Annotated in this window: 14 protein-coding genes; 7 read left to right on the top strand and 7 right to left on the bottom strand. The window is 31.9% G+C overall.

Going from position 1 to position 19,211, the window contains the following annotated elements; genetic code table 11:
• Positions 1-228: 228 nt before the first annotated feature.
• The 5 genes from KA894_RS10680 (at position 229) to KA894_RS10660 (ending at position 7,318) form a co-directional block, all read left to right on the top strand.
• A complete protein-coding gene (locus KA894_RS10680; protein ID WP_119487988.1) occupies positions 229-1,725 on the top strand; it encodes a glycosyltransferase in 1,497 nt (498 codons plus the stop codon).
• Between the two features lie 156 nt (positions 1,726-1,881).
• Complete coding sequence (locus KA894_RS10675; RefSeq protein WP_210133955.1) at positions 1,882-3,381, top strand: glycosyltransferase; 1,500 nt, start codon at positions 1,882-1,884, stop codon at positions 3,379-3,381.
• Between the two features lie 364 nt (positions 3,382-3,745).
• Positions 3,746-4,423 carry a M15 family metallopeptidase gene (locus tag KA894_RS10670; protein ID WP_103373073.1) on the top strand — a complete coding sequence of 226 codons (678 nt, stop codon included), beginning with the start codon at positions 3,746-3,748 and terminating at the stop codon, positions 4,421-4,423.
• A 64-nt stretch (positions 4,424-4,487) separates the two neighbouring features.
• Entirely contained in the window at positions 4,488-5,657 is a 1,170-nt protein-coding gene (pbp4, locus tag KA894_RS10665; RefSeq protein WP_107644292.1) for a penicillin-binding protein PBP4, read from the top strand.
• 389 nt (positions 5,658-6,046) lie between these two features.
• Positions 6,047-7,318, top strand: coding sequence for an amidohydrolase family protein (locus tag KA894_RS10660; RefSeq protein WP_103373071.1), 1,272 nt, complete (start codon positions 6,047-6,049; stop codon positions 7,316-7,318).
• Between the two features lie 102 nt (positions 7,319-7,420).
• On the opposite strand, the gene KA894_RS10655 is transcribed toward KA894_RS10660, so the two are convergent.
• The 5 genes from KA894_RS10655 to KA894_RS10635 form a co-directional block, all read right to left on the bottom strand.
• Positions 7,421-8,872, bottom strand: a complete 1,452-nt coding sequence (locus tag KA894_RS10655; RefSeq protein ID WP_107644291.1) for a glycoside hydrolase family 1 protein — start codon at positions 8,870-8,872, stop codon at positions 7,421-7,423.
• A gap of 24 nt (positions 8,873-8,896) precedes the next feature.
• On the bottom strand, positions 8,897-10,327 hold the full coding sequence (locus KA894_RS10650; protein WP_107644290.1) for a 6-phospho-beta-glucosidase: 1,431 nt from the start codon (positions 10,325-10,327) through the stop codon (positions 8,897-8,899).
• Between the two features lie 27 nt (positions 10,328-10,354).
• The gene (locus KA894_RS10645) at positions 10,355-12,313 is read right to left on the bottom strand and encodes a beta-glucoside-specific PTS transporter subunit IIABC (protein WP_107644289.1); all 1,959 of its coding nucleotides are present in this window, start codon (positions 12,311-12,313) and stop codon (positions 10,355-10,357) included.
• A 303-nt stretch (positions 12,314-12,616) separates the two neighbouring features.
• Positions 12,617-13,441 (bottom strand): BglG family transcription antiterminator LicT, encoded by an 825-nt coding sequence (gene licT, locus KA894_RS10640; protein WP_107644288.1) that lies wholly within the window; start codon positions 13,439-13,441, stop codon positions 12,617-12,619.
• 480 nt (positions 13,442-13,921) lie between these two features.
• The gene (locus tag KA894_RS10635) at positions 13,922-14,536 is read right to left on the bottom strand and encodes a TetR/AcrR family transcriptional regulator (protein ID WP_096808145.1); all 615 of its coding nucleotides are present in this window, start codon (positions 14,534-14,536) and stop codon (positions 13,922-13,924) included.
• A gap of 159 nt (positions 14,537-14,695) precedes the next feature.
• On the opposite strand from KA894_RS10635, the gene KA894_RS10630 reads away from it, so the two are divergent.
• Together KA894_RS10630 and KA894_RS10625 are read left to right on the top strand one after the other, a co-directional pair.
• Positions 14,696-15,985, top strand: coding sequence for a YhgE/Pip domain-containing protein (locus KA894_RS10630; protein WP_119488074.1), 1,290 nt, complete (start codon positions 14,696-14,698; stop codon positions 15,983-15,985).
• Between the two features lie 353 nt (positions 15,986-16,338).
• Positions 16,339-16,761, top strand: coding sequence for an OsmC family protein (locus KA894_RS10625; RefSeq protein WP_182478049.1), 423 nt, complete (start codon positions 16,339-16,341; stop codon positions 16,759-16,761).
• Between the two features lie 105 nt (positions 16,762-16,866).
• On the opposite strand, the gene KA894_RS10620 is transcribed toward KA894_RS10625, so the two are convergent.
• Both KA894_RS10620 and KA894_RS10615 read right to left on the bottom strand, forming a co-directional pair.
• A complete protein-coding gene (locus KA894_RS10620) occupies positions 16,867-17,961 on the bottom strand; it encodes a flavin monoamine oxidase family protein (RefSeq protein ID WP_119488076.1) in 1,095 nt (364 codons plus the stop codon).
• Positions 17,962-18,188: 227 nt separating this feature from the next.
• The gene (locus KA894_RS10615; RefSeq protein WP_096808149.1) at positions 18,189-19,034 is read right to left on the bottom strand and encodes an AraC family transcriptional regulator; all 846 of its coding nucleotides are present in this window, start codon (positions 19,032-19,034) and stop codon (positions 18,189-18,191) included.
• Positions 19,035-19,211: the final 177 nt, after the last annotated feature.

Below are 19,211 nucleotides of genomic sequence, written 5' to 3'. Positions count from 1 at the left end.
ACGCAAAAAATAAAATGACGGATTACTTAAATATTTAATTAGATATTCAAATATTACTTTTTTGAAAATAAATGTAAGCTTAAATAATATTAGATGTTTTATACATAGTAGTTTATAATATATAGGACATAATTATTAAATCATTCAAAATAAATAATTAATTTACTAGCATCGTAACATGAAACATAACGATTTAAGTAAATACAATAGTGAAAATGAGGGGAAAGCATGATTTATACAGTAACGAGTACATTGCCACCAGTGCATGGTGGCAGAACAAAAGCGTTATTAAGTCGTATTAAATTAATGGATACGGAATTAGGTATAACGAGTAAAATTTTTACGACAAATTACAATGCGAATTACCTATCAGTATATGAAAAATTCATTAATGAAGGAAAAGTAACGAAAAGTACAGAGTTTGAAAATTTATATGATTGGTTAAGTGGTTTTAATTTATTAACGACACCTAAAAAGAAATTTAAAAAAAATTTAAAATATCAAACAATGAATCGTGAAATTGAAGGCTTAGAAAATAAAAGCTATGATGATGGAAATGTTATGAGATATTACGATGATGAAAATTATGTATTATACAGAAAATACTACGAAGATAGTAATGTGATTAAATTTGAAGATTTTATGTCGCCCATTAGTAAAAAAAGATTAGAACGTTGGGAATATAATGAATTTGGTCAATTGCATAGAAAGATTTACTACACCCATAAACCTTTTTTAAAATTATGCGAAGTGTATTTTGATACGAAGGGACATATATATTGTAAAAAGTATTTTGATACTGATACTGATACATTAGACTACATTCAAATTTATAAGGATAGCAGGCCTTATTTAGCTTTTAGTGATGAAAAAGCATTGATTGAATTTTATTTTGAACAACGTTTTAGTGATAACGATGTAGTGTTTAATGACGCAAGATTATTAGATGGGCCGTTGTTAAATCAAACGAACGCTACTAAAAACATTTTAGTTTTTCATAATAGTCATATAAATGGTAAACATATTAAAAATGCTTATAAATTTGCTTTAAACCATTCTGAAAAAGTAGAAAAATATATATTATTAACGGAAAAACAAAAAGAAGATATTTTAAATCAGCTATCTCTTGAACAAAATCGTTTGAATGTGATTCCGCACTCTATTAAATCTTATAAATCTCTTGACAAAGTAGAGAAATTAGATCGATTTATTTTCTTAGGCAGACTAGGGGCTCAAAAACAAATAGATCATTTAATCAAAGCTTATAAACAATTTTTAGATTATGGATATGAAACAAAATTAGCAATTTTTGGGCCAGATGAAGCGGGACAGAAAAAGAAAATGTTAGATTTAATCGAACAATTTGGTATTCAAGACAAAGTAGATATTAATGAATACACAAATAACCCTTTAATTGAGTTTCAAAAATCAAAAGCCTCACTTTTAACAAGCAAATTTGAAGGTTTTGGATTAACTGTAATGGAGAGTATTGAAGTTGGTTGTCCAGTAATTTCTTATGATGTTAGGTATGGGCCCTCAGAGATTATCGATCATAATAAAAACGGATTCTTGGTTGAACCTAATAACATTAAAGCATTTGCAGATTATATGGCTAAGATAATAGATAATCCACTCACTCATGTACACACAAGACCAGAACTAGGCCATGATAGAGCGATTCAAAATTATACAAAGCTTTTTCAAGACATCGGCTATACTAAATAAAAGCATTTTAATACAGTATAAACATATTAAACTCAATTATTTTGATTAGTAATTACTATCGATTAAAAGAAAACACTTTTCTGATATTGTCGTATTAAAAAATGTAAAATGATAGTATAAAGTAATAAATAATAGGGATGAAAATGAGGGAAAAGCATGATTTATACAGTGACAAGTACATTGCCGCCAGTACATGGTGGTAGAACGAAAGCGTTGTTAAGCCGTATTAAATTAATGGATACGGAATTAGGTATAACCAATAAAATTTTTACGACGAACTATAACGCAAATTATCCTTCAGTATATGAAAAATTCATTAATGAGGGAAAAGTAACCAAAAATACAGAGTTTGAAAATTTATATGATTGGTTGAGTGGTTTTAAACTATTAGAGACACCTAAAAAGAAATTTAAAAATCAACCAAAATATCAAACGACAAATCGTAAAATCAAAGGTTTAACGGATAAACCGTCAAAAAATGGAAGTGTCATACGCTATTTTAATGAAAATCAATTTGTACTTTATCGCAAATATTATCAGTCTAGTGATGTTCTACAATTTGAAGATTTTATGTCGCCAATTAGTGAAAAAAGATTAGAACGCTGGGAATATAATATGTTTGGTCAATTACATCGAAAAATCTATTATATACATAACCCGTTTGCAAAATCATACGAAGTATATTTTGACACACAGGAAAATGTATATTGTAAAAAGTTTTTTAAAAATGATAAAGATAACACGTTAGACTATATACAAATATACAACAATAGCAGACCTTATTTAGCTTTTAGTAATGAGAGGGATTTATTTAAATATTATTTTGGACAACGTTTTAATGATAACGACATCGTATTTAATGATGCAAGATTATTAGATAAACCATTATTAACGCAATCCAATGCTACGAAAAATATTCTAGTATTTCATAGTAGTCATCTAAATGGAGAAAAAATCAAAGGTTCTTATAGATTTGCACTAGAACACTCTGACAAAGTTGAAAAGTATATTATATTAACACATAAGCAAACCTATGATATCCAAAAAGAAACAGCGATTGATCAGCATCGTTTTGCAATTATACCCCATTCCATGGAGCCCTATCCGCGCGATAATGATATTGAGCAATTAAATAGATTTATCTATTTAGGACGGTTAGGTAAAGCTAAACAAATAGATCATTTAATTAAGGCATATAAACAGTTTTTAGACAATGGATATGATATGAAATTAGCAATATTTGGAAAAGATGAAGACGGTCAGAAAGAAGCATTGTTAGACTTAATCGAGCAATTTGGTATTCAAGATAAAGTAGAGGTTAATGAATATACAAATACGCCTTTAAAAGAGTTCCAAAAATCAAAAGCTGCATTGTTAACAAGCAAATTTGAAGGGTTTGGGTTAACTGTAATGGAGAGTATTGAAGTTGGCTGTCCAGTAATTTCTTATGATGTGAGGTATGGGCCGTCAGAAATTATTAAACATGGGGAAAATGGTTATCTAGTTGAACCGGACGATATTACCGCCTTTACAGAATATATGGTGAAAACTGTAGAAGAGCCATTTGACCACGTTGAGACCAGATCAGAACTAAGTCATAAAAAAGCTGTAGAAAACTATAATAAACTATTTCAAGATATAGAGTATACTAAATAAATATTATAGACATTTTTTATAAAGTCTACTTATTAACAATTTGAATATATAACGTAAAAGCAGTTGCCATTCTCAAACTCAGGATGGTAACTGTTTTTTAGCATACAAGAGATTGGTATATTTTATGTCATTTTTGTGCTATTGCTACAAAGTTCTTTTGTCTTCATAAATCATATGTTATTAAAAAAGAAATAACGTTTTAACCATTATAGTTTTGCTATTATTAATAATAAAAGATAAAAATACTAGCAAAAACTTTGTCTCTTATGTACCGCGTGTTATATTAATGGTGAATGCAATTAATTGCTTAACTATTATATTGTGTATTATATTAGTTTTAAATTTATTTTCTGAAGGAGTAACAATGAATAAGTTTAAATTATTGGTTATCATGTTGTGTTTAATTTTAGTTGGATGCTCGAACCAAGAGAGTGAACCCCGTCATACAGATAGCAAAAAACATGAAAAACAGCAAAGTCAAAAAAAAGAAAATGAACATAATAAAACAGTTAAGAACGGTGTTACTTATATCGACGAGATTTTAATTGTAAATAAAGATATTTCCTTACCAGAACATTTTAACCCGGGTGAGAACGAAGTGGCCCGTGAAGCATTACATAAATTATTAAACGCCGGTAATAAGAAAGGATATCATTTATCAAGTGCAAGTGGTTTTAGAAGTTATCAAACTCAAGAACAATTATTTAATCGTTATGTTCAAAGAGATGGAGAAGAAGCTGCCAATAAATATAGTGCTAAACCAGGTCATTCAGAACATCAAACTGGTTTGACATATGATGTTGTTTCTGAGAACACAGATACCAACTTCAAAGAATCATTTGGTAAAACAGAAGAAGGACAATGGATAAAACGTAATGCGCATAAATACGGGTTTATTGTAAGATATCCTAAGGACAAAACGCATATAACTGGTTATCAATATGAGCCTTGGCATATAAGATATGTAGGAAAAGATACAGCTAAAACGCTATATAATCATCGCGAAACATTAGAGGAATATTTAGATTTATACCCAAAATAATATGGTTCACATTTAAGGTATTTTGGCTACTTATTATAAATCATTGAGAGAGGGATGAACATAAGTGTTAAACAAAATAAGCGTGGTGATTCTAAGTTGTATACTTTCTTTAACTATGATGATACCAACATCTTCAGCAATAGCTCAATCAGCAACGCCCGAAGATACATATGGTGACCAATATAAACCAGAAAGCGTTAGTGTGATAACTCAAACTGGTCAAATTCTCTATCAATCTAATGATGACAAAGTAACAGACCCAGCTTCTCTAACTAAAATGATGACCATGTATTTGACCTTTGATGCTATAGAAAATGGGGATATAAAAGCATCAGACAAAATACAGATAACGCCAGATTATGAAAAGATGTCTGAGTTACCTAATTTAGCAAGCGTCCCTTTAGAGGCAGAACAGGCTTATACTATTGATCAATTTTTAAGACAGATCACTTTAGAATCAAGTAATGCAGCGACACTGATTTTAGGTGAAAAAATAGTTGGTTCAACGTCGAGATTTACAAATCAAATGAATGATAAAGCTAAAAAGATTGGTATGGAACATACGCATTTTGTAAATCCTACAGGTGCAGATAATCAACTATTACATCAATATGCGCCTGAAAAATATAAAAAAGAGCGTAAGACTCAGACAACTTCACAAGATATGACAATTTTAATGCAACACTTATTAAAAGATCATCCTGAGGTTTTAACGTATAGTTCTAAGACGAAAGATAATCAATTTGATACAGAATTGAAAACTAAAAATCTTTCTTTAAAAGGAGAACGGTTTGACTTAAAAGGGGCGGATGGTTTAAAAACGGGGACCAGTGATGAAGGCTACAGTCTAGCGTTAACGAGTAAACGTGATGGTTTGCGTCTTAATGAAGCTATTTTAAATGTTAAGCCTTTCCCAAGCAATAAAGCAAAAAACGAACGTCATAAAATAGCTAATAAACATATCAATAAACAATTTGATAAATATGAATATAGAAAAGTATTAAGCGAAGGCGAACATGAAATTAACGATAAAACATATCATGTCAAAAATGATTTGTACGACGTTGTCCCTAAAAAGATGAAGAACGTGAAATTGAATGTGGATAAAAAAGGCAAAGCATACGTGTCTTATAAACGGCAATTTATTAAGGGTACACACGCGCCAAAGGTAGATGTTTCATTGAAGAAAGAGGAAAACAAATTCACGGCTTTTTTCAAAAATTTATTTAGATAAAACATGAATTAAACATTACAAAGTAAACTTCAAAATAATGTATGTTAGAAACATTGTAGTTTTAAAAAAATATACTAACCGCCCATACCGTTATAAAACGTAAGGTTCCTTATGAAAACGTCTAGTTAATTAAAGCGTATATCACAGATGATAATTAAATGATGATTCAAGTAAGCACTTATTTTTATAAAACTGTGCCGTCCATTTAAATAAAACGTTGATACGCCATCTTAACGATGGTATGTGTCAGCATTTTATTATATCCTAAGTCGTTAAAGCATTTATAGTACGAGGAAACTGAGAGAGGGACAAAAAATATATTGCCTGGGAAATCAATTGCTTAAATGTCTCTTAAGGCTTATGGTAGAAAAGCATAGGAGGTTTGATTAATGAGTAAAAAATTCATTAATGTATCAATTTATAAACATGATAAGGCGTCAGAAATTTTAGTAGAAAATGGTAAGTTCAAGGCTTTTGGCAATAATCTTGGTAAAGCCGATGAAATTATTGATTTAGAAGGGGCATTAGTCTTGCCGCCGTATGTTGATGCTCACCTTCATTTAGATTACTACTTTACAGGACAAGATCCGCAAATCAAAAACACCTCTGGCACATTGTTTGAGGCTATTGATTTATGGAATGATTATAAGAAAGGCACGACAAAAGAAGAAATGAAATCGCGTATGCGCCAAGCAGTGAATGATGTTGCAGGTTATGGAACACAGTACATTCGTGCACAAACAGATTGTACGGATCCAAACTTAACTGGTATTAAAGCAGCGCTTGAAGTAAGAGATGAATTAAAAGATAATATTACAATTCAAGTCGTAGCGTTTCCACAAAATGGTATGTACTCTTTTAAAGAAGAAGGTAAAACGGGGCGTGACTTAGTTGAAGAAGCTTTACGGTTAGGTGCAGATTGTGTTGGAGGTATCCCACATAATGAATGGAGCCCAGAAGAAGGGGTCGAATCCATTAAAGAAATCGTTAGGCTTGCTATTAAATATGATAAATTAATTGACGTCCATTGTGACGAAACGGATGATACACAAGCGCGTTTCTTAGAAAAGTTAAATGCAGAAGCGATGAAACAAGGTTACGGTCAATCAACCACAGCTTCACATACTTGTTCGTTTGGTTCAGCCGATGATGCTTATGCATTTCGTATGATGGGGTTATTCCGTCAATCTGGGTTGAATTTTGTTTCTTGTCCAACTGAAAATTTATATTTACAAGGTAGACAAGATACTTATCCAAAAAGAAGAGGATTAACGCGTGTTAAAGAATTTGTAGATAATGGGATTAATGTCGCTTTTGGGCAAGATTCAATTGTTGATTTATGGTACCCAGCTGGCTCTGGTAATTTAATGAATATCTTAGATAACGGCTTACATGCGACACAATTAATGCGCGAAGAAGATTTTCCACGTAATTTTGACTTAATTACTTATAACGGAGCAAAATTAATGGGATTGGGTGATATTTATGGATTATCTGAAGGGAAACCAGCGAACTTTATTGTACTGGATGCCCCAAATGTATTTGAAGCACAACGTCGACGTGTGGATTGTATTGCATCTATTCGAAATGGATCATATTTATTTAAAAAAGAAACACCCAAATTTACAACCGAATTAGATATTGATCGCAAAACAAAATAATATACGTACTTTTAATTTTTAGATAATGCCAACGCTTAAGTCGTTGGTATTTTTTATAAAAAAACGAGCACTAGAACAGTGCCCGCTCATAAATGGAATGTATTATAATGATGTGCCATTAGTTGAAATTACATTTTTATACCATTCAAATGAATCCTTTTTCATTCGTTTCATACTGCCATTACCATAGTTGTCTTGATCAACATAAATGTAGCCATAACGTTTTGTCATTTCGCTTGTAGACATAGAAATTAAATCGATTGGCGCCCAAGATAAATAACCAATTAAATCTACACCATCTTGAACAGCTTTTTTAGCTTCACTCATATGTTTGCTTAAGTAATCTATACGATAGTCATCATGTATTGCGCCATCAACCACTTCATCGACTGCGCCTAAACCATTTTCTACAATGAATAATGGCACGCGATAACGATCCCATAGCTCATTTAACACAATTCTTAAACCAATCGGATCAATTTGCCAACCCCAATCAGACGCTTCTAGATAAGGATTTTTTAAGCTGTTCATTAAATTACCTTGCGTAGTTTGTCCTTCAGGAGAAACAGAAGATAACATAGACATATAATAACTAAATGATAAGTAGTCAACTGTATGCTGTCTAATGATATCTAAATCATTATTTTGAATATCCAATTCAATTCCGTTATCTGCTAAAAATTGTTTGTAATAGTTAGGGTACTCACCTCTAACTTGTACATCAGTATACATTAAATTCATTTGATCTTCTTGCTGCGCTTTTAAAACATCTTGTGGGTTACAAGTATATGGATAATGTTTCATACGGGCTATCATGCAACCCATTTTGGCATTCGGGATTATTTCTTTTAGTTTTTTAGTAGCTAGTGCAGACGCTACAAATTGATGATGCAGCGCTTGGTATGAAGCTGCTAAAGGATAATCTAATTTATCTGAAATAATACCACCACCTGTGAAAGGCGAAATATTAATAACATTGATTTCGTTAAATGTTATCCAGTATTTTACGTCATGTTTATAACGATTAAAAACAGTTTCAGCGTAATTAACAAAATGATTAATGACATTACGATTTATCCAACCATTGTACTTTTCTGTTAAACCAAAAGGTGTTTCATAATGACTTAGCGTTACAACAGGCTCGATATTGTATGATTTTAGTGTTTTGAATACATCATCATAAAAAGCGAGACCGGCTTCATTAGGTTCTTTTTCGTAGCCTTTTGGAAAAATACGTGCCCAATTGATGGACATCCTAAATGCTTTGAATCCCATTTCAGCAAATAGTTTAATATCTTCTTTATAGTTATGATAAAAATCTATACCATCACGTTTAGGGAAGCGACCTTGATACTGTCCGGAAGTAACTTTTTCAATGAAATCGGATGTTACTTCCATATTATTATCTCCGCGACGCTGGTCTTTAGGAATATATTCTGTGAAGTCCGCACTAGATAAGCCCTTACCGTCTAAATTATACGCACCTTCGATTTGATTAGCAGCTGTAGCGCCGCCCCATAAAAATCCTTTTTTAAATCCTTTGATTTTTCCCATATTTAATACTCCTTTATATTTAAATTAGTATGATAAGTTGTCTCCATTACTTTGAATAACACGTTGATACCAATAAAATGAATCTTTACGTAATCTATTTAAAGAGCCATGCCCTTTATTATCTCGATCAACATAAATATAGCCATAGCGTTTTTTCATTTCACCGCTACCTGCTGAAACTAAATCTATACAACCCCACGAAGTATATCCAAGCAATGGTACGCCATCTTTCACCGCTTCAATCATTTGGTTTAAGTGTTCGCTTAAATATTTAATTCTATAAGTATCATGAATGCTGCCATCCTCTTCGACTTTATCGATTTCACCTAGGCCATTTTCCACGATAAATAATGGTTTTTGATAGCGATCGTATATCTGATTCATTGTTACTCTTAACCCCACTGGGTCGATTTGCCAGCCCCAATTTGACGCTTCCAAATGAGGATTTTTAAGTGAAGCAAAGGCGTTCCCAGCTTCTTTGTTTTGGTTAATTTCTTTATTTCCACTTTCGAGTCGGCTTGAATAATAAGAAAATGAAATATAATCTACTGTGTATGTTTTTAAAATTTCGTCGTCACCAGTCTGTTTTTCAATAAATACACCCAAATCTTCAAACATACGTTTACTATAACTAGGATATTCACCGCGAGATTGAACATCTATAAATATATATTGTTCTCTATTTTTTGATAGTGCAGCCATGACGTCATCTGGATGTGACGTATTGGGATACACGTCACCAGCTGCTAACATACAGCCAATTTGGTTTGTTTCATCAATTTCTTTAGCAATTTTTGTAGCAAGACTTGAGGCAATAAGTTGGTGATGGGCAGCTTGGTACATGATTTGGTTTTTATTGTCATTTTCCTGGATAATTAAACCGCCACCAATATAAGGAATATGCAAAATCATATTGATTTCATTATGTGTAATCCAGTACTTAACTCTATGACTATATCTATTGAATAGGACAGTAGCGTAATTTAAAAAGAAATCTACAGTTTTACGGTTATACCATCCACCATAAATTTCAGCTAAATAATAGGGCGTATCAAAATGATTAATAGTAACAATCGGTTCAATACCATATTTTTCTAAAGTGTCAAATACCTTATCATAGAATGCTAGACCTTTTTCATTCGGTTCAGTTTCATCACCGTGTGGGAAAATCCTAGGCCAAGAAATTGAAAAGCGTAATGCTTTAAATCCCATTTCAGCAAATAATTTGATATCTTCTTCATAACGATGGTAAAAATCAATAGATTGGTGACTAGGGTAAAAATCAAAACTGTTATTTAACCCTTTAGCTGGATTAAATAGTGGTGCTTTTCGTGCTTCTCCTGCAGGAAGTAAATCTACAAGACTTAGTCCTTTACCAGCTTTATCATATCCACCTTCAACTTGATTGGCAGCGATAGCGCCGCCCCATAAAAAATCTTTACCTAATACTGACATATCATTGACCTCCTTGAATTTTTGAAATTAATAAATAACAGAGATGAGCGAGTCTTTTTCTTTAATTGTGTTTTGTGCTTGTATAACGACGTCTTTTGTTTCGTTTGTGTTGGTTATTACAACCATGACGATGTCATCGTATGAATGGTTGCGTATTGTTTCTGAGTCAAATTGTATAAGCGGTTGATCGACTTGAACGATATCGCCTTGATTTACTAATGGTTCAAAGCCTAAACCATCTAATTTCACTGTATCAATACCTATATGAATGAGTAATTCTGTCCCATTTTTTGATTTCAGACCGATTGCATGCCCAGTAGGGAATAGACTTTCTACAGTTGCATCAAACGGAGCCACAATGATGTCCGAGGAAGGTTTAATAGCGACGCCTTTACCCATTGCAAGAGATGAGAATACTGGATCATCAACAAGTTCAAGCTTTTTCATCTCACCGGGCACAGGTGCAACAATAAAGTCATCCTTGGGTTCTGGCATATTTTCATTTATGGCATTGACTGTATCATTACTATTTTGATCATTATTAGGTTGTTCTGATTCTGGTGCGGTAGCTTGTACTTTAGTTTCTTTTTTATCAGAATGGACAATATAACCAACGATACCACCGACAACCACGGCTAATAGTGAAGCAACTACAATAGCCCAGAACGTAGAATCTAAGCCATTATCGCCAATGAATGTGGTATAACCAAAAATGCCAAGTCCGCCCATAAAGTATAATTTTGTACCTGCGAAACCAACAAATCCACTAAATAAGCCACTAATAATACAACTATAAATAAAGAGTTTTTTTCTAGGTAATGTAACACCGTAAATTGCAGGTTCAGTCACACCAAACAAGCCAGAAATAGCAGCTGGTAAAGAAATTGATTTCAGTTTAGTATTTCTTGTTTTTAAGAAAATACCAATAACAATACCAGTTTGAGCAAAAGATGCTGCAAAAATAAGTGGGAATATAATATCATACCCAATGGTAGAAACATTGTTAATCATAATTGCAGCAAGCCCCCAATGGATTCCAAATATAACAAATACTTGCCAAAAAGCACCTAGCAATAAACCAGCTAATATAGGGCTTAATTCATAGATACTTATTGCTCCTGAACCAATCCAATTAGCGATCCAAGAAGATATAGGTCCAATCACTATAAAAGTCAGTGGAACAATAATGAGTAAAGTGAAAAATGGAACAAAGAATGTTTTAACAACATCTGGAATAATACGTTTCAATTTACGTTCAAGGATACTTGCAAAATAAATCGCAACAATAATAGGAATAACACTTGATGTATAGGTCATAGATATAACTGGTATACCTAGAAATGATAAATTTGACTCTACTTCAAAAATGGTACCAGCAAAAAGTATATGCGCTCCTTTAGCTCCTAGTTCCATTGCAGATACTAATGAAGGGTATACAATGGCTGCACCTATGGCCATACCAATAAAATGATTTGAGCCAAATTTTTTAGCAGCAGTAAAACCTAAAAATACAGGGAAGAAATAAAATAATGCATCTCCCAATGCAAATAATATTTGATAGGTACCAGATGATTCAGTTAACCAACCAAGTGCTAAGAATAGTGCAGCGAAACCTTTAATCATCCCAGCAGCTGCAAGAATGCCCAAAATAGGTTGGAAGATACCAGATATTAAATCAATAAATCGATTTAACATATTACCTGAATTAGCCTCTTGTGTGTGATTTTCATTATCTGAGCCTAAACGTGTTATTTTAGTAATTGCATCGTATACATCAGGGACATGGTTACCAATCACCACTTGGTACTGTCCGCCTGATTTCATTACTGTGACGATTTCATCATGCTGTTTTAAATATTCTGTATCAGCTTTATCTTCATCATTCAATTTAAAACGTAAACGTGTAATACAGTGGGTAAGAGAATTAATATTTTCTTCTCCTCCCACTTTTTCTACGATATCTTTTGCTAAATCTTCGTATTTCATTGATAAATTCACCTCAATTTTCGTTTTGTTTAAAGGATAAATAAGTTTAATACGTCGATTGTGGCCAATCAATTAACGTAATTTATTTAAAAACAAATAGCTAGGCTAGCTTTAGCTAAATAAAAACAAAAAAACCCAGAATAATACACATACGGACCTCTAGTTAGGTTCGTAATGCATTACTCTGGGTTTTGCCTACTTAAAGTTACAACCCCAAACGTTGATAGCAACGTCAAAAGTAACAAAATATAAGTTTGAATACAGTATAGCCTCTATAAAAAAATATGTCAACGCTTACATCGATTACTTTAGCAATCTCGCAATATGTAATATTAAATAAACGCGTTCGTCGTTAGATAATTGGTGATGATAATGTTTGAGTAAAAAGTCTGCAATTTTATCTACACAAGCATCTGATTTAGCGTGCTTTTGCTTTAAAGCTTCTAGTAGACTTTCATCTGTAACTTCGTTTAAAGATTGATGACTAATTAGCCTTTGGCTAAAAAATTTAAGATGTGTCATAAACCTAGAGTAATTTAGCTCATCTTCGTTGATAGCAAGATTGAAATGATAACGAACGATATCAAGCATACTTTTAGTGATTTTAGTGATTTCATAAATATTGGCAATATTTTCATCTAAACTGGCATTCACAATATGCATAGCAATAAATCCAATTTCATCTTTTGGTAACGTAACGTTGAAATAATGATTAATCTCGTGTAATCCATTTTGAGCTACTTCATATTCTTTTGGATATAGTGAACGTATTTCATAAAGTAATGGGTTTTTAATATCAAAACCATCACGCGTACGTTCAATTGCATAATTAATATGATCAGTTAGTGCAATATAAATCGTTTCTGAAACGGGTGACTCATAAAGTTGGTTTGCCGATTTTATAATTTTTTCAGTAATTAAAAGCACATCTTGATTGATTTCATTTAATAAAGTTAACATGCGTTCTTGATCTTCACTCGTTAACCGAAAAACTTTTTCAATTTTTGAACGTTCTAGTTGTTGTCCATTTTTCTTGCCGAACGCTAATCCGTTTCCCATAACGATACGTTCTTCCCCATTAATCTTGGACAATACAACGTTATTGTTTAAGATTTTAGTGATTTTCATAAAAACATTCCCTTAGTTATGTGATTTTGAAATGATAATACATTAAATATAGCCGAGAATATGATCAGTAGTCAAAATATTTTGAGCATGAAAATTGAGCTATAAATAGTCACTTAGCCGTGAATATCGTGTAGACAATTGCTGATTGCAATGAAAATGCGTTTATTAAAAGTACGAATTTTAAAAACCATTTTACTTAAAACACGTTTTTTAATTTTAAAGATGCTTATCATGAAGCTAGTGCTTGTATTCTTTTTACTAGTCATATTAATAAGATGGTCGATGCAACCATTTTAAAAAAGTGTTTTTTGCTTCGTTTCAAGTTTGAAAGTGTACATAGATAAATAATAAGTCCTTAAACAGCACTTATTAAAATAATTTATATGTTATGATGTTGAATCAAAATGCTATTACTATTTTCAAGTTAATTATAATAATGAAATTAACTGGAGCATTGGCTTTCAACAATAATCTAACTTATCATTCGCGAACGTTATATTGTTCTTTCGCCATTAGTCTTAATGGGCCATTAAAAATAATTTTGACTAGACTGTCTATTAACGTGTAAGGGTCGATTCTACGATTATCTTTGACCCAATATTTAATAAAAGATATCGTCGCACCTGAGACATAACTATGAAAATAGTCTAGCGGAATACCGTCTATCGTATCTTTAGTTGCGATATGTTTTTTCATATTTTGATAAATCACTTGGCTTAATTTTGTTTCTAATTGACTACGTCTTTCTAATGAAAAGATGGTTTTATAAAACTCGAAATTGGCATCGATGTGAAGTACAACTTTTTTTAATTTTTCTTCGGTAAAGATACGTGCAAATGCTTTAGCATCCATACCAACATAGAATTTATCCTTTGTATTTAGTGTATTTGATAAATATTCAATATATTCATTTTCCATCTTATTTAAAAGCATATATTTATCTTCATAATGAAGATAAAAAGTCCCGCGGTTAATATCAGCATTTTGAGTAATATCACTAATCGTTATTTTATCTAAATCTTTTTCATTTAATAATTGAATCAACGCTTGTTTAATCGCATTTTGTGTTTTCCGGACACGTCTATCTTCTGGCATAAATTGAAACTCCTTTATATTTAATAGACATTTATAGATAAAGTGTTCATTAATGAACGACTTGCGTATCATTGCTTATTGTATACGGCTTATTTCCTATTATAATAGACAAAGTGATAAATATTCAACACTGTGTTTGTTAAATAGGAGGGACGATAGATGAATATTTTTAAAAGTAAATTACTATGGCTTGCACCTATTGTAGCTATTCTAATATTTGTTATTTTTTCAATTGCTTTTTACCCAGCATTTAATCCAAAACCTAAAGATATTCCGATGGCAATAGTCAACCAAGACAAAGGTACTGACATACAAGGAAAAAATATTAATATAGGTAAGCATTTAGAAGATAAATTAATGGACAGCAATTCAGGTGCGGTTAAATGGGTTCAAGTTGATAGTGAAGCAGATATCAAAAAAGGCATGAAAGATCAAAAATATTATGGTGCAGCAATTATTGAAAAAGATTTTTCAAAACATGCACTAAGTAAAACACAAAATGTAGTTATGTACGCTAAAAAACAAGAAATGAAAGATAAAGTTCAATCTGGAGAGGTACCAGCAGAGCAAGCGAAAAAAATGCAGGAAAAAATGACAGAATCTGGAAGCGACCAGAAAATAACAACTCAAAAAGCGAGTTTTAAAACAATGGTCAATGATGGCGGAGGGACACAAATATCGCAAATGGCTTCTCAAATATTGGAAGGCATGGGTGATAACGTAAACCAACAAATTACAAAACAAAGCTTGTCTATACTACAAAAACAAGATGTTGATGTAAAAGCATCAGACGTTCAAAGTTTAACGCATCCAGTTAACGTAAGTAGTGAAAAAATAAATAAAATAAGTAGTCATCAAGCAGGTGGCAATGGTCCATTCTTAATGTTTATGCCAGTATGGATGGGTTCTATTCTCATTTCAGTATTGCTCTTTTTTGCATTTAGAACGAGTAATAATATTGCAATACATCACCGCATAATTGCTTCATTAGGACAAATTGCTATGACGATCGTTACGGCATTTGTAGGTGCGTTTGCATATATTTACTTTATGGAAGTTGTACTGGGCTTTGATTTTAACAACACAAATACGACAGCTACATTTGTTGCTCTAGCAATTATGGGGTTTGTAGGGCTTATATTAGGTACGATGACTTGGCTCGGTTTAAAATCTATACCAATCTTTTTCCTTTTAATGTTTTTCAGTATGCAATTAGTGACATTACCAAAACAAATGTTACCTGATTTCTATCAAAAATATATTGTTGGATGGAACCCATTTGCGCATTATGCCAATTCATTAAGAGAGATTTTATATTTACATGAAGGTATCCAATTAGATACAACGATGTGGATGTTTATTGGGTTTATGATTTTTGGCGCTGCTTCTACAGTGATAGCTGCAGCAATTAGAAAGCATAGTACCAAACGTACAGAGGTGCCATCATAAAATTTAATATTTTGCTTAATCTATAATGCATAAAAACGTTAAAACGCTTTTTGATTAATCGTTTTAGCGTTTTTTTATGTATAGATATATATGTTTAAAAAATGAATAATAAAGATTGGTAAATGATTTAATGGGAATAATATAAGTAATAGTAAGTAGTTTCATTTTAATTATGATATAAATGACTATCTAAATAGCCTTTATAATTACTCAATATGTGATAAAGGCAATGAAATTTTAAGCTTAATGCGTGCTGATATGATAATAAAACAAATTTTATTACTAATAAATGAATTTTGTATTAAATTTATGGTATGCCACGCTTTACAAATAATAAAAAGGAGGACATTATCATGGCTGTAATAAAAACAAATTGGAACGGTGACATTAAAGGGTTTGGAAAAGTAGAAACGGAGCATTTAGATGCAAAGATTGCAGTAGCAAATAAATCAGGTGGCACTGGAGAAGGCGCGACACCAAAAGAATTGTTAGCAAGTTCAGCAGCATCATGTTATATCATTACATTAATGTATGCGATTGAAGCAAGAACGATTTCAGTAGTAGATGTACAAATGGACACTGAAATTAAAGAATTAGAAAACAAAGCATTCGAATTTATACATTATCCTAAAATCACTTTACCTGAAAACGCAGACAAAAAAGATTTTGAAGAAGTAAATCGACTTTTTGAGATAGCTGACAGAGGATGTACGATTGGTAAGTTATTAAAAAAAGCAGATGTATCTATTCGTATTCAAGGGGAAGTTAATAGCTAAACGCATATTGAGGATCTAAAAACGCCAAATACGTTTGAACTATATTATAAATAAGAAGTGGGACAACGAAATCATTTTATAAAAATATGATTTTTGTCCCGCTTTTTATTTTGATGATGAGCTAACTATATTTCTAATTTCCTGGGAAATTTGATTTGCTGAGGACAATGCGCCTTCAATATGGCCACCATGGACAGCGTCGTACTCTGTGCCAGCAAAAAGCATATTGCTGAAATATTTTGGCGGCGGACCATAACTCGGAAAACTTTCGATATTAAGTTTATCGCCTTCAGTTACAGTATGACCATCTTGAGACCAATCTTTATATAAAATCTGTTCATATGCTTGTGCTTGACTACCAAAAAGTTTGGTTAATTGTTGAATGACTTCCTCTTTAATCGATACTTCAGATTTTGAATTTCTTTCAGCAGGAGGAAGACTGAAGAAACCAAATAATGCAGCTTTGCCAGAAGATGTAGTAGCATCATAAATTTCTCTTAATGGGCCTGCCCAACTGACGACATTACCAGAAAGATTTTCATCTCTCCAAAAAGGATATTGATACGTCACCACTATTTTAGCTTGCGCACCCATCCAAGTCGGTTTATTAAGTAAGTCCATTTGTAATGGCTCTGGGAGAGGCGGTCTAAAATCAATTGAATTAAGGGCTAATCTAGGTGGCACAGTTAAGACAACGATATCAGCATGAAATGTTTCATGTGTCTGGCTATATTGGTTTAAAGTAACAACAGAATAAGATGATTGATTTTCTTGGTAAATTGACTCAACTTTATGATTTAAAATAATATGATCGTCAGAAATATGGTTGTTTAATGCTGTTACTAACGCATTAACACCGCCTACAATTCGCTTGCTTCTATTATTTACATTAGAAGCAGCAATACGTTTGGGTAGTTGATTTTGAGATAATTCTAGTAAACTGTCGCCTTTATTATATTGCTCGATTGTAGAAAGGTTGTATGTATTTAATAGGGATTCGATATGCTTTTCGGTGTCTGGCCAATACCACGTGGGGCCTAAATCAAAATAGTCTTCGGTATTGTCGTGTTTAGTTAGCACTCTTCCGCCCAATCTTTCTCGTGATTCTACAATTTTGAAAGAGATATTGTTTTCTGAAAGTAAAGTGCCGATACGCAGCCCAGCGACACCGCCTCCGATAATTAATACCTGCAATGGCATACTTAAAACACCTTTCTTTTTAAATTTTGAAAATTGAGATAATTATAACATAATCGTTATAATTTTATAAATAACTCGCTTTTCCAAAACATATAGGGCAATTAAAATAAAGCACATCGTTTGCTTATATAACTAAGCATATGGAATAGATAAAAAAGATTAAAGTCAGTATAAAAATTCATCCATGTTGAAATGTCGGTGATTTGCTATGCTTGTAATTAAATACGTTAAGTTTTCCAAGCGCATTGATTAGCAAACTGATTTCGATATTCAGAAGCGCTAATTTTAAAATGTTTCGTGAAACTTTTAGAAAAAAGGAGTGGATCTTTATAACCAACTTGACGCGCTATTTCATTTATTAAAATATTGCTATGAATTAATAATTGGGAAGCATGATACATTCGAATATAAGTTAAATATGCCTTAGGAGAACAATTTAAGTTTTTCTTAAACAGTCTAAATAAGTGGCTACGTGTTACATTGACATAATCCGCTACATCCACAATCATAATATTATTTTGATAATTTGCATTGATATAGGTAACCGCGTTTTGAATATCTTCATTAATAATATCGACATTTACTGAAAATATTTTAGGAAATTGTTTTTGTAATTTGTAAGCTAAATCATATAAGTATTGCATAATTAAAATATCATTGGAATTATTTGTATCAATTGATTTTGAAAGGTTGCATATTTTTTGGATAGTATGACTTATTTCGGACGTCTCTTGATTCATAATGACATGTTTATCTACAATATGGCACCTTTGTAAATAATCTAAAATTTGTTTACCACTTAAGCCAATCCAATAGTATGTCCAAGGGTTAGAAAACGACGGTCTATATTCTACATCCATCCCTTTTTCTAATAAAAACATATCGCCTTCTTTTAATGCATGTTTTTTACCATTGTATATAAACACACCCTCGCCATGGGTTACGATATGTAAAACAAATTCTTTGATTACTGAATATTTATAACCAACATTTGGCACGCCAATTTCAATGCCGCATTCTACTAAATCTGCATCAATATGCTTTTTTTGAAATTTTTTCCATAACACTTGCATAGAATACCTCGTAAATTATAGTTATATAGTTTATATAATCACATTTTAAGTATAAATGAAACATTTTGCCATATTTTATCATCATAATGCTATTCATAACTTTTATAAATGATTGATAAAATAAAGTTAACACATTATGAAAGCGTTTTATATTCTATAAATTTCAGGGGTGAAAAA

The sequence above is a fragment of the Staphylococcus sp. GDY8P131P genome, assembly GCF_017891975.1.
Taxonomy (GTDB): domain Bacteria; phylum Bacillota; class Bacilli; order Staphylococcales; family Staphylococcaceae; genus Staphylococcus; species Staphylococcus nepalensis.
This window is presented reverse-complemented; position numbering and strand designations above follow the sequence as displayed.

What these genes read in the sequence shown, in the direction of transcription:
- KA894_RS10680 (WP_119487988.1), top strand. Translation starts at nt 229, where the DNA reads ATGATTTATACAGTAACGAGTACATTGCCACCAGTGCATGGTGGCAGA.
- KA894_RS10675 (WP_210133955.1), top strand. Translation starts at nt 1,882, where the DNA reads ATGATTTATACAGTGACAAGTACATTGCCGCCAGTACATGGTGGTAGA.
- KA894_RS10670 (WP_103373073.1), top strand. Translation starts at nt 3,746, where the DNA reads ATGAATAAGTTTAAATTATTGGTTATCATGTTGTGTTTAATTTTAGTT.
- KA894_RS10660 (WP_103373071.1), top strand. Translation starts at nt 6,047, where the DNA reads ATGAGTAAAAAATTCATTAATGTATCAATTTATAAACATGATAAGGCG.
- KA894_RS10655 (WP_107644291.1), bottom strand. Translation starts at nt 8,872, where the DNA reads ATGGGAAAAATCAAAGGATTTAAAAAAGGATTTTTATGGGGCGGCGCT.
- KA894_RS10650 (WP_107644290.1), bottom strand. Translation starts at nt 10,327, where the DNA reads ATGTCAGTATTAGGTAAAGATTTTTTATGGGGCGGCGCTATCGCTGCC.
- KA894_RS10645 (WP_107644289.1), bottom strand. Translation starts at nt 12,313, where the DNA reads ATGAAATACGAAGATTTAGCAAAAGATATCGTAGAAAAAGTGGGAGGA.
- licT (WP_107644288.1), bottom strand. Translation starts at nt 13,441, where the DNA reads ATGAAAATCACTAAAATCTTAAACAATAACGTTGTATTGTCCAAGATT.
- KA894_RS10635 (WP_096808145.1), bottom strand. Translation starts at nt 14,536, where the DNA reads ATGCCAGAAGATAGACGTGTCCGGAAAACACAAAATGCGATTAAACAA.
- KA894_RS10630 (WP_119488074.1), top strand. Translation starts at nt 14,696, where the DNA reads ATGAATATTTTTAAAAGTAAATTACTATGGCTTGCACCTATTGTAGCT.
- KA894_RS10625 (WP_182478049.1), top strand. Translation starts at nt 16,339, where the DNA reads ATGGCTGTAATAAAAACAAATTGGAACGGTGACATTAAAGGGTTTGGA.
- KA894_RS10620 (WP_119488076.1), bottom strand. Translation starts at nt 17,961, where the DNA reads ATGCCATTGCAGGTATTAATTATCGGAGGCGGTGTCGCTGGGCTGCGT.
- KA894_RS10615 (WP_096808149.1), bottom strand. Translation starts at nt 19,034, where the DNA reads ATGCAAGTGTTATGGAAAAAATTTCAAAAAAAGCATATTGATGCAGAT.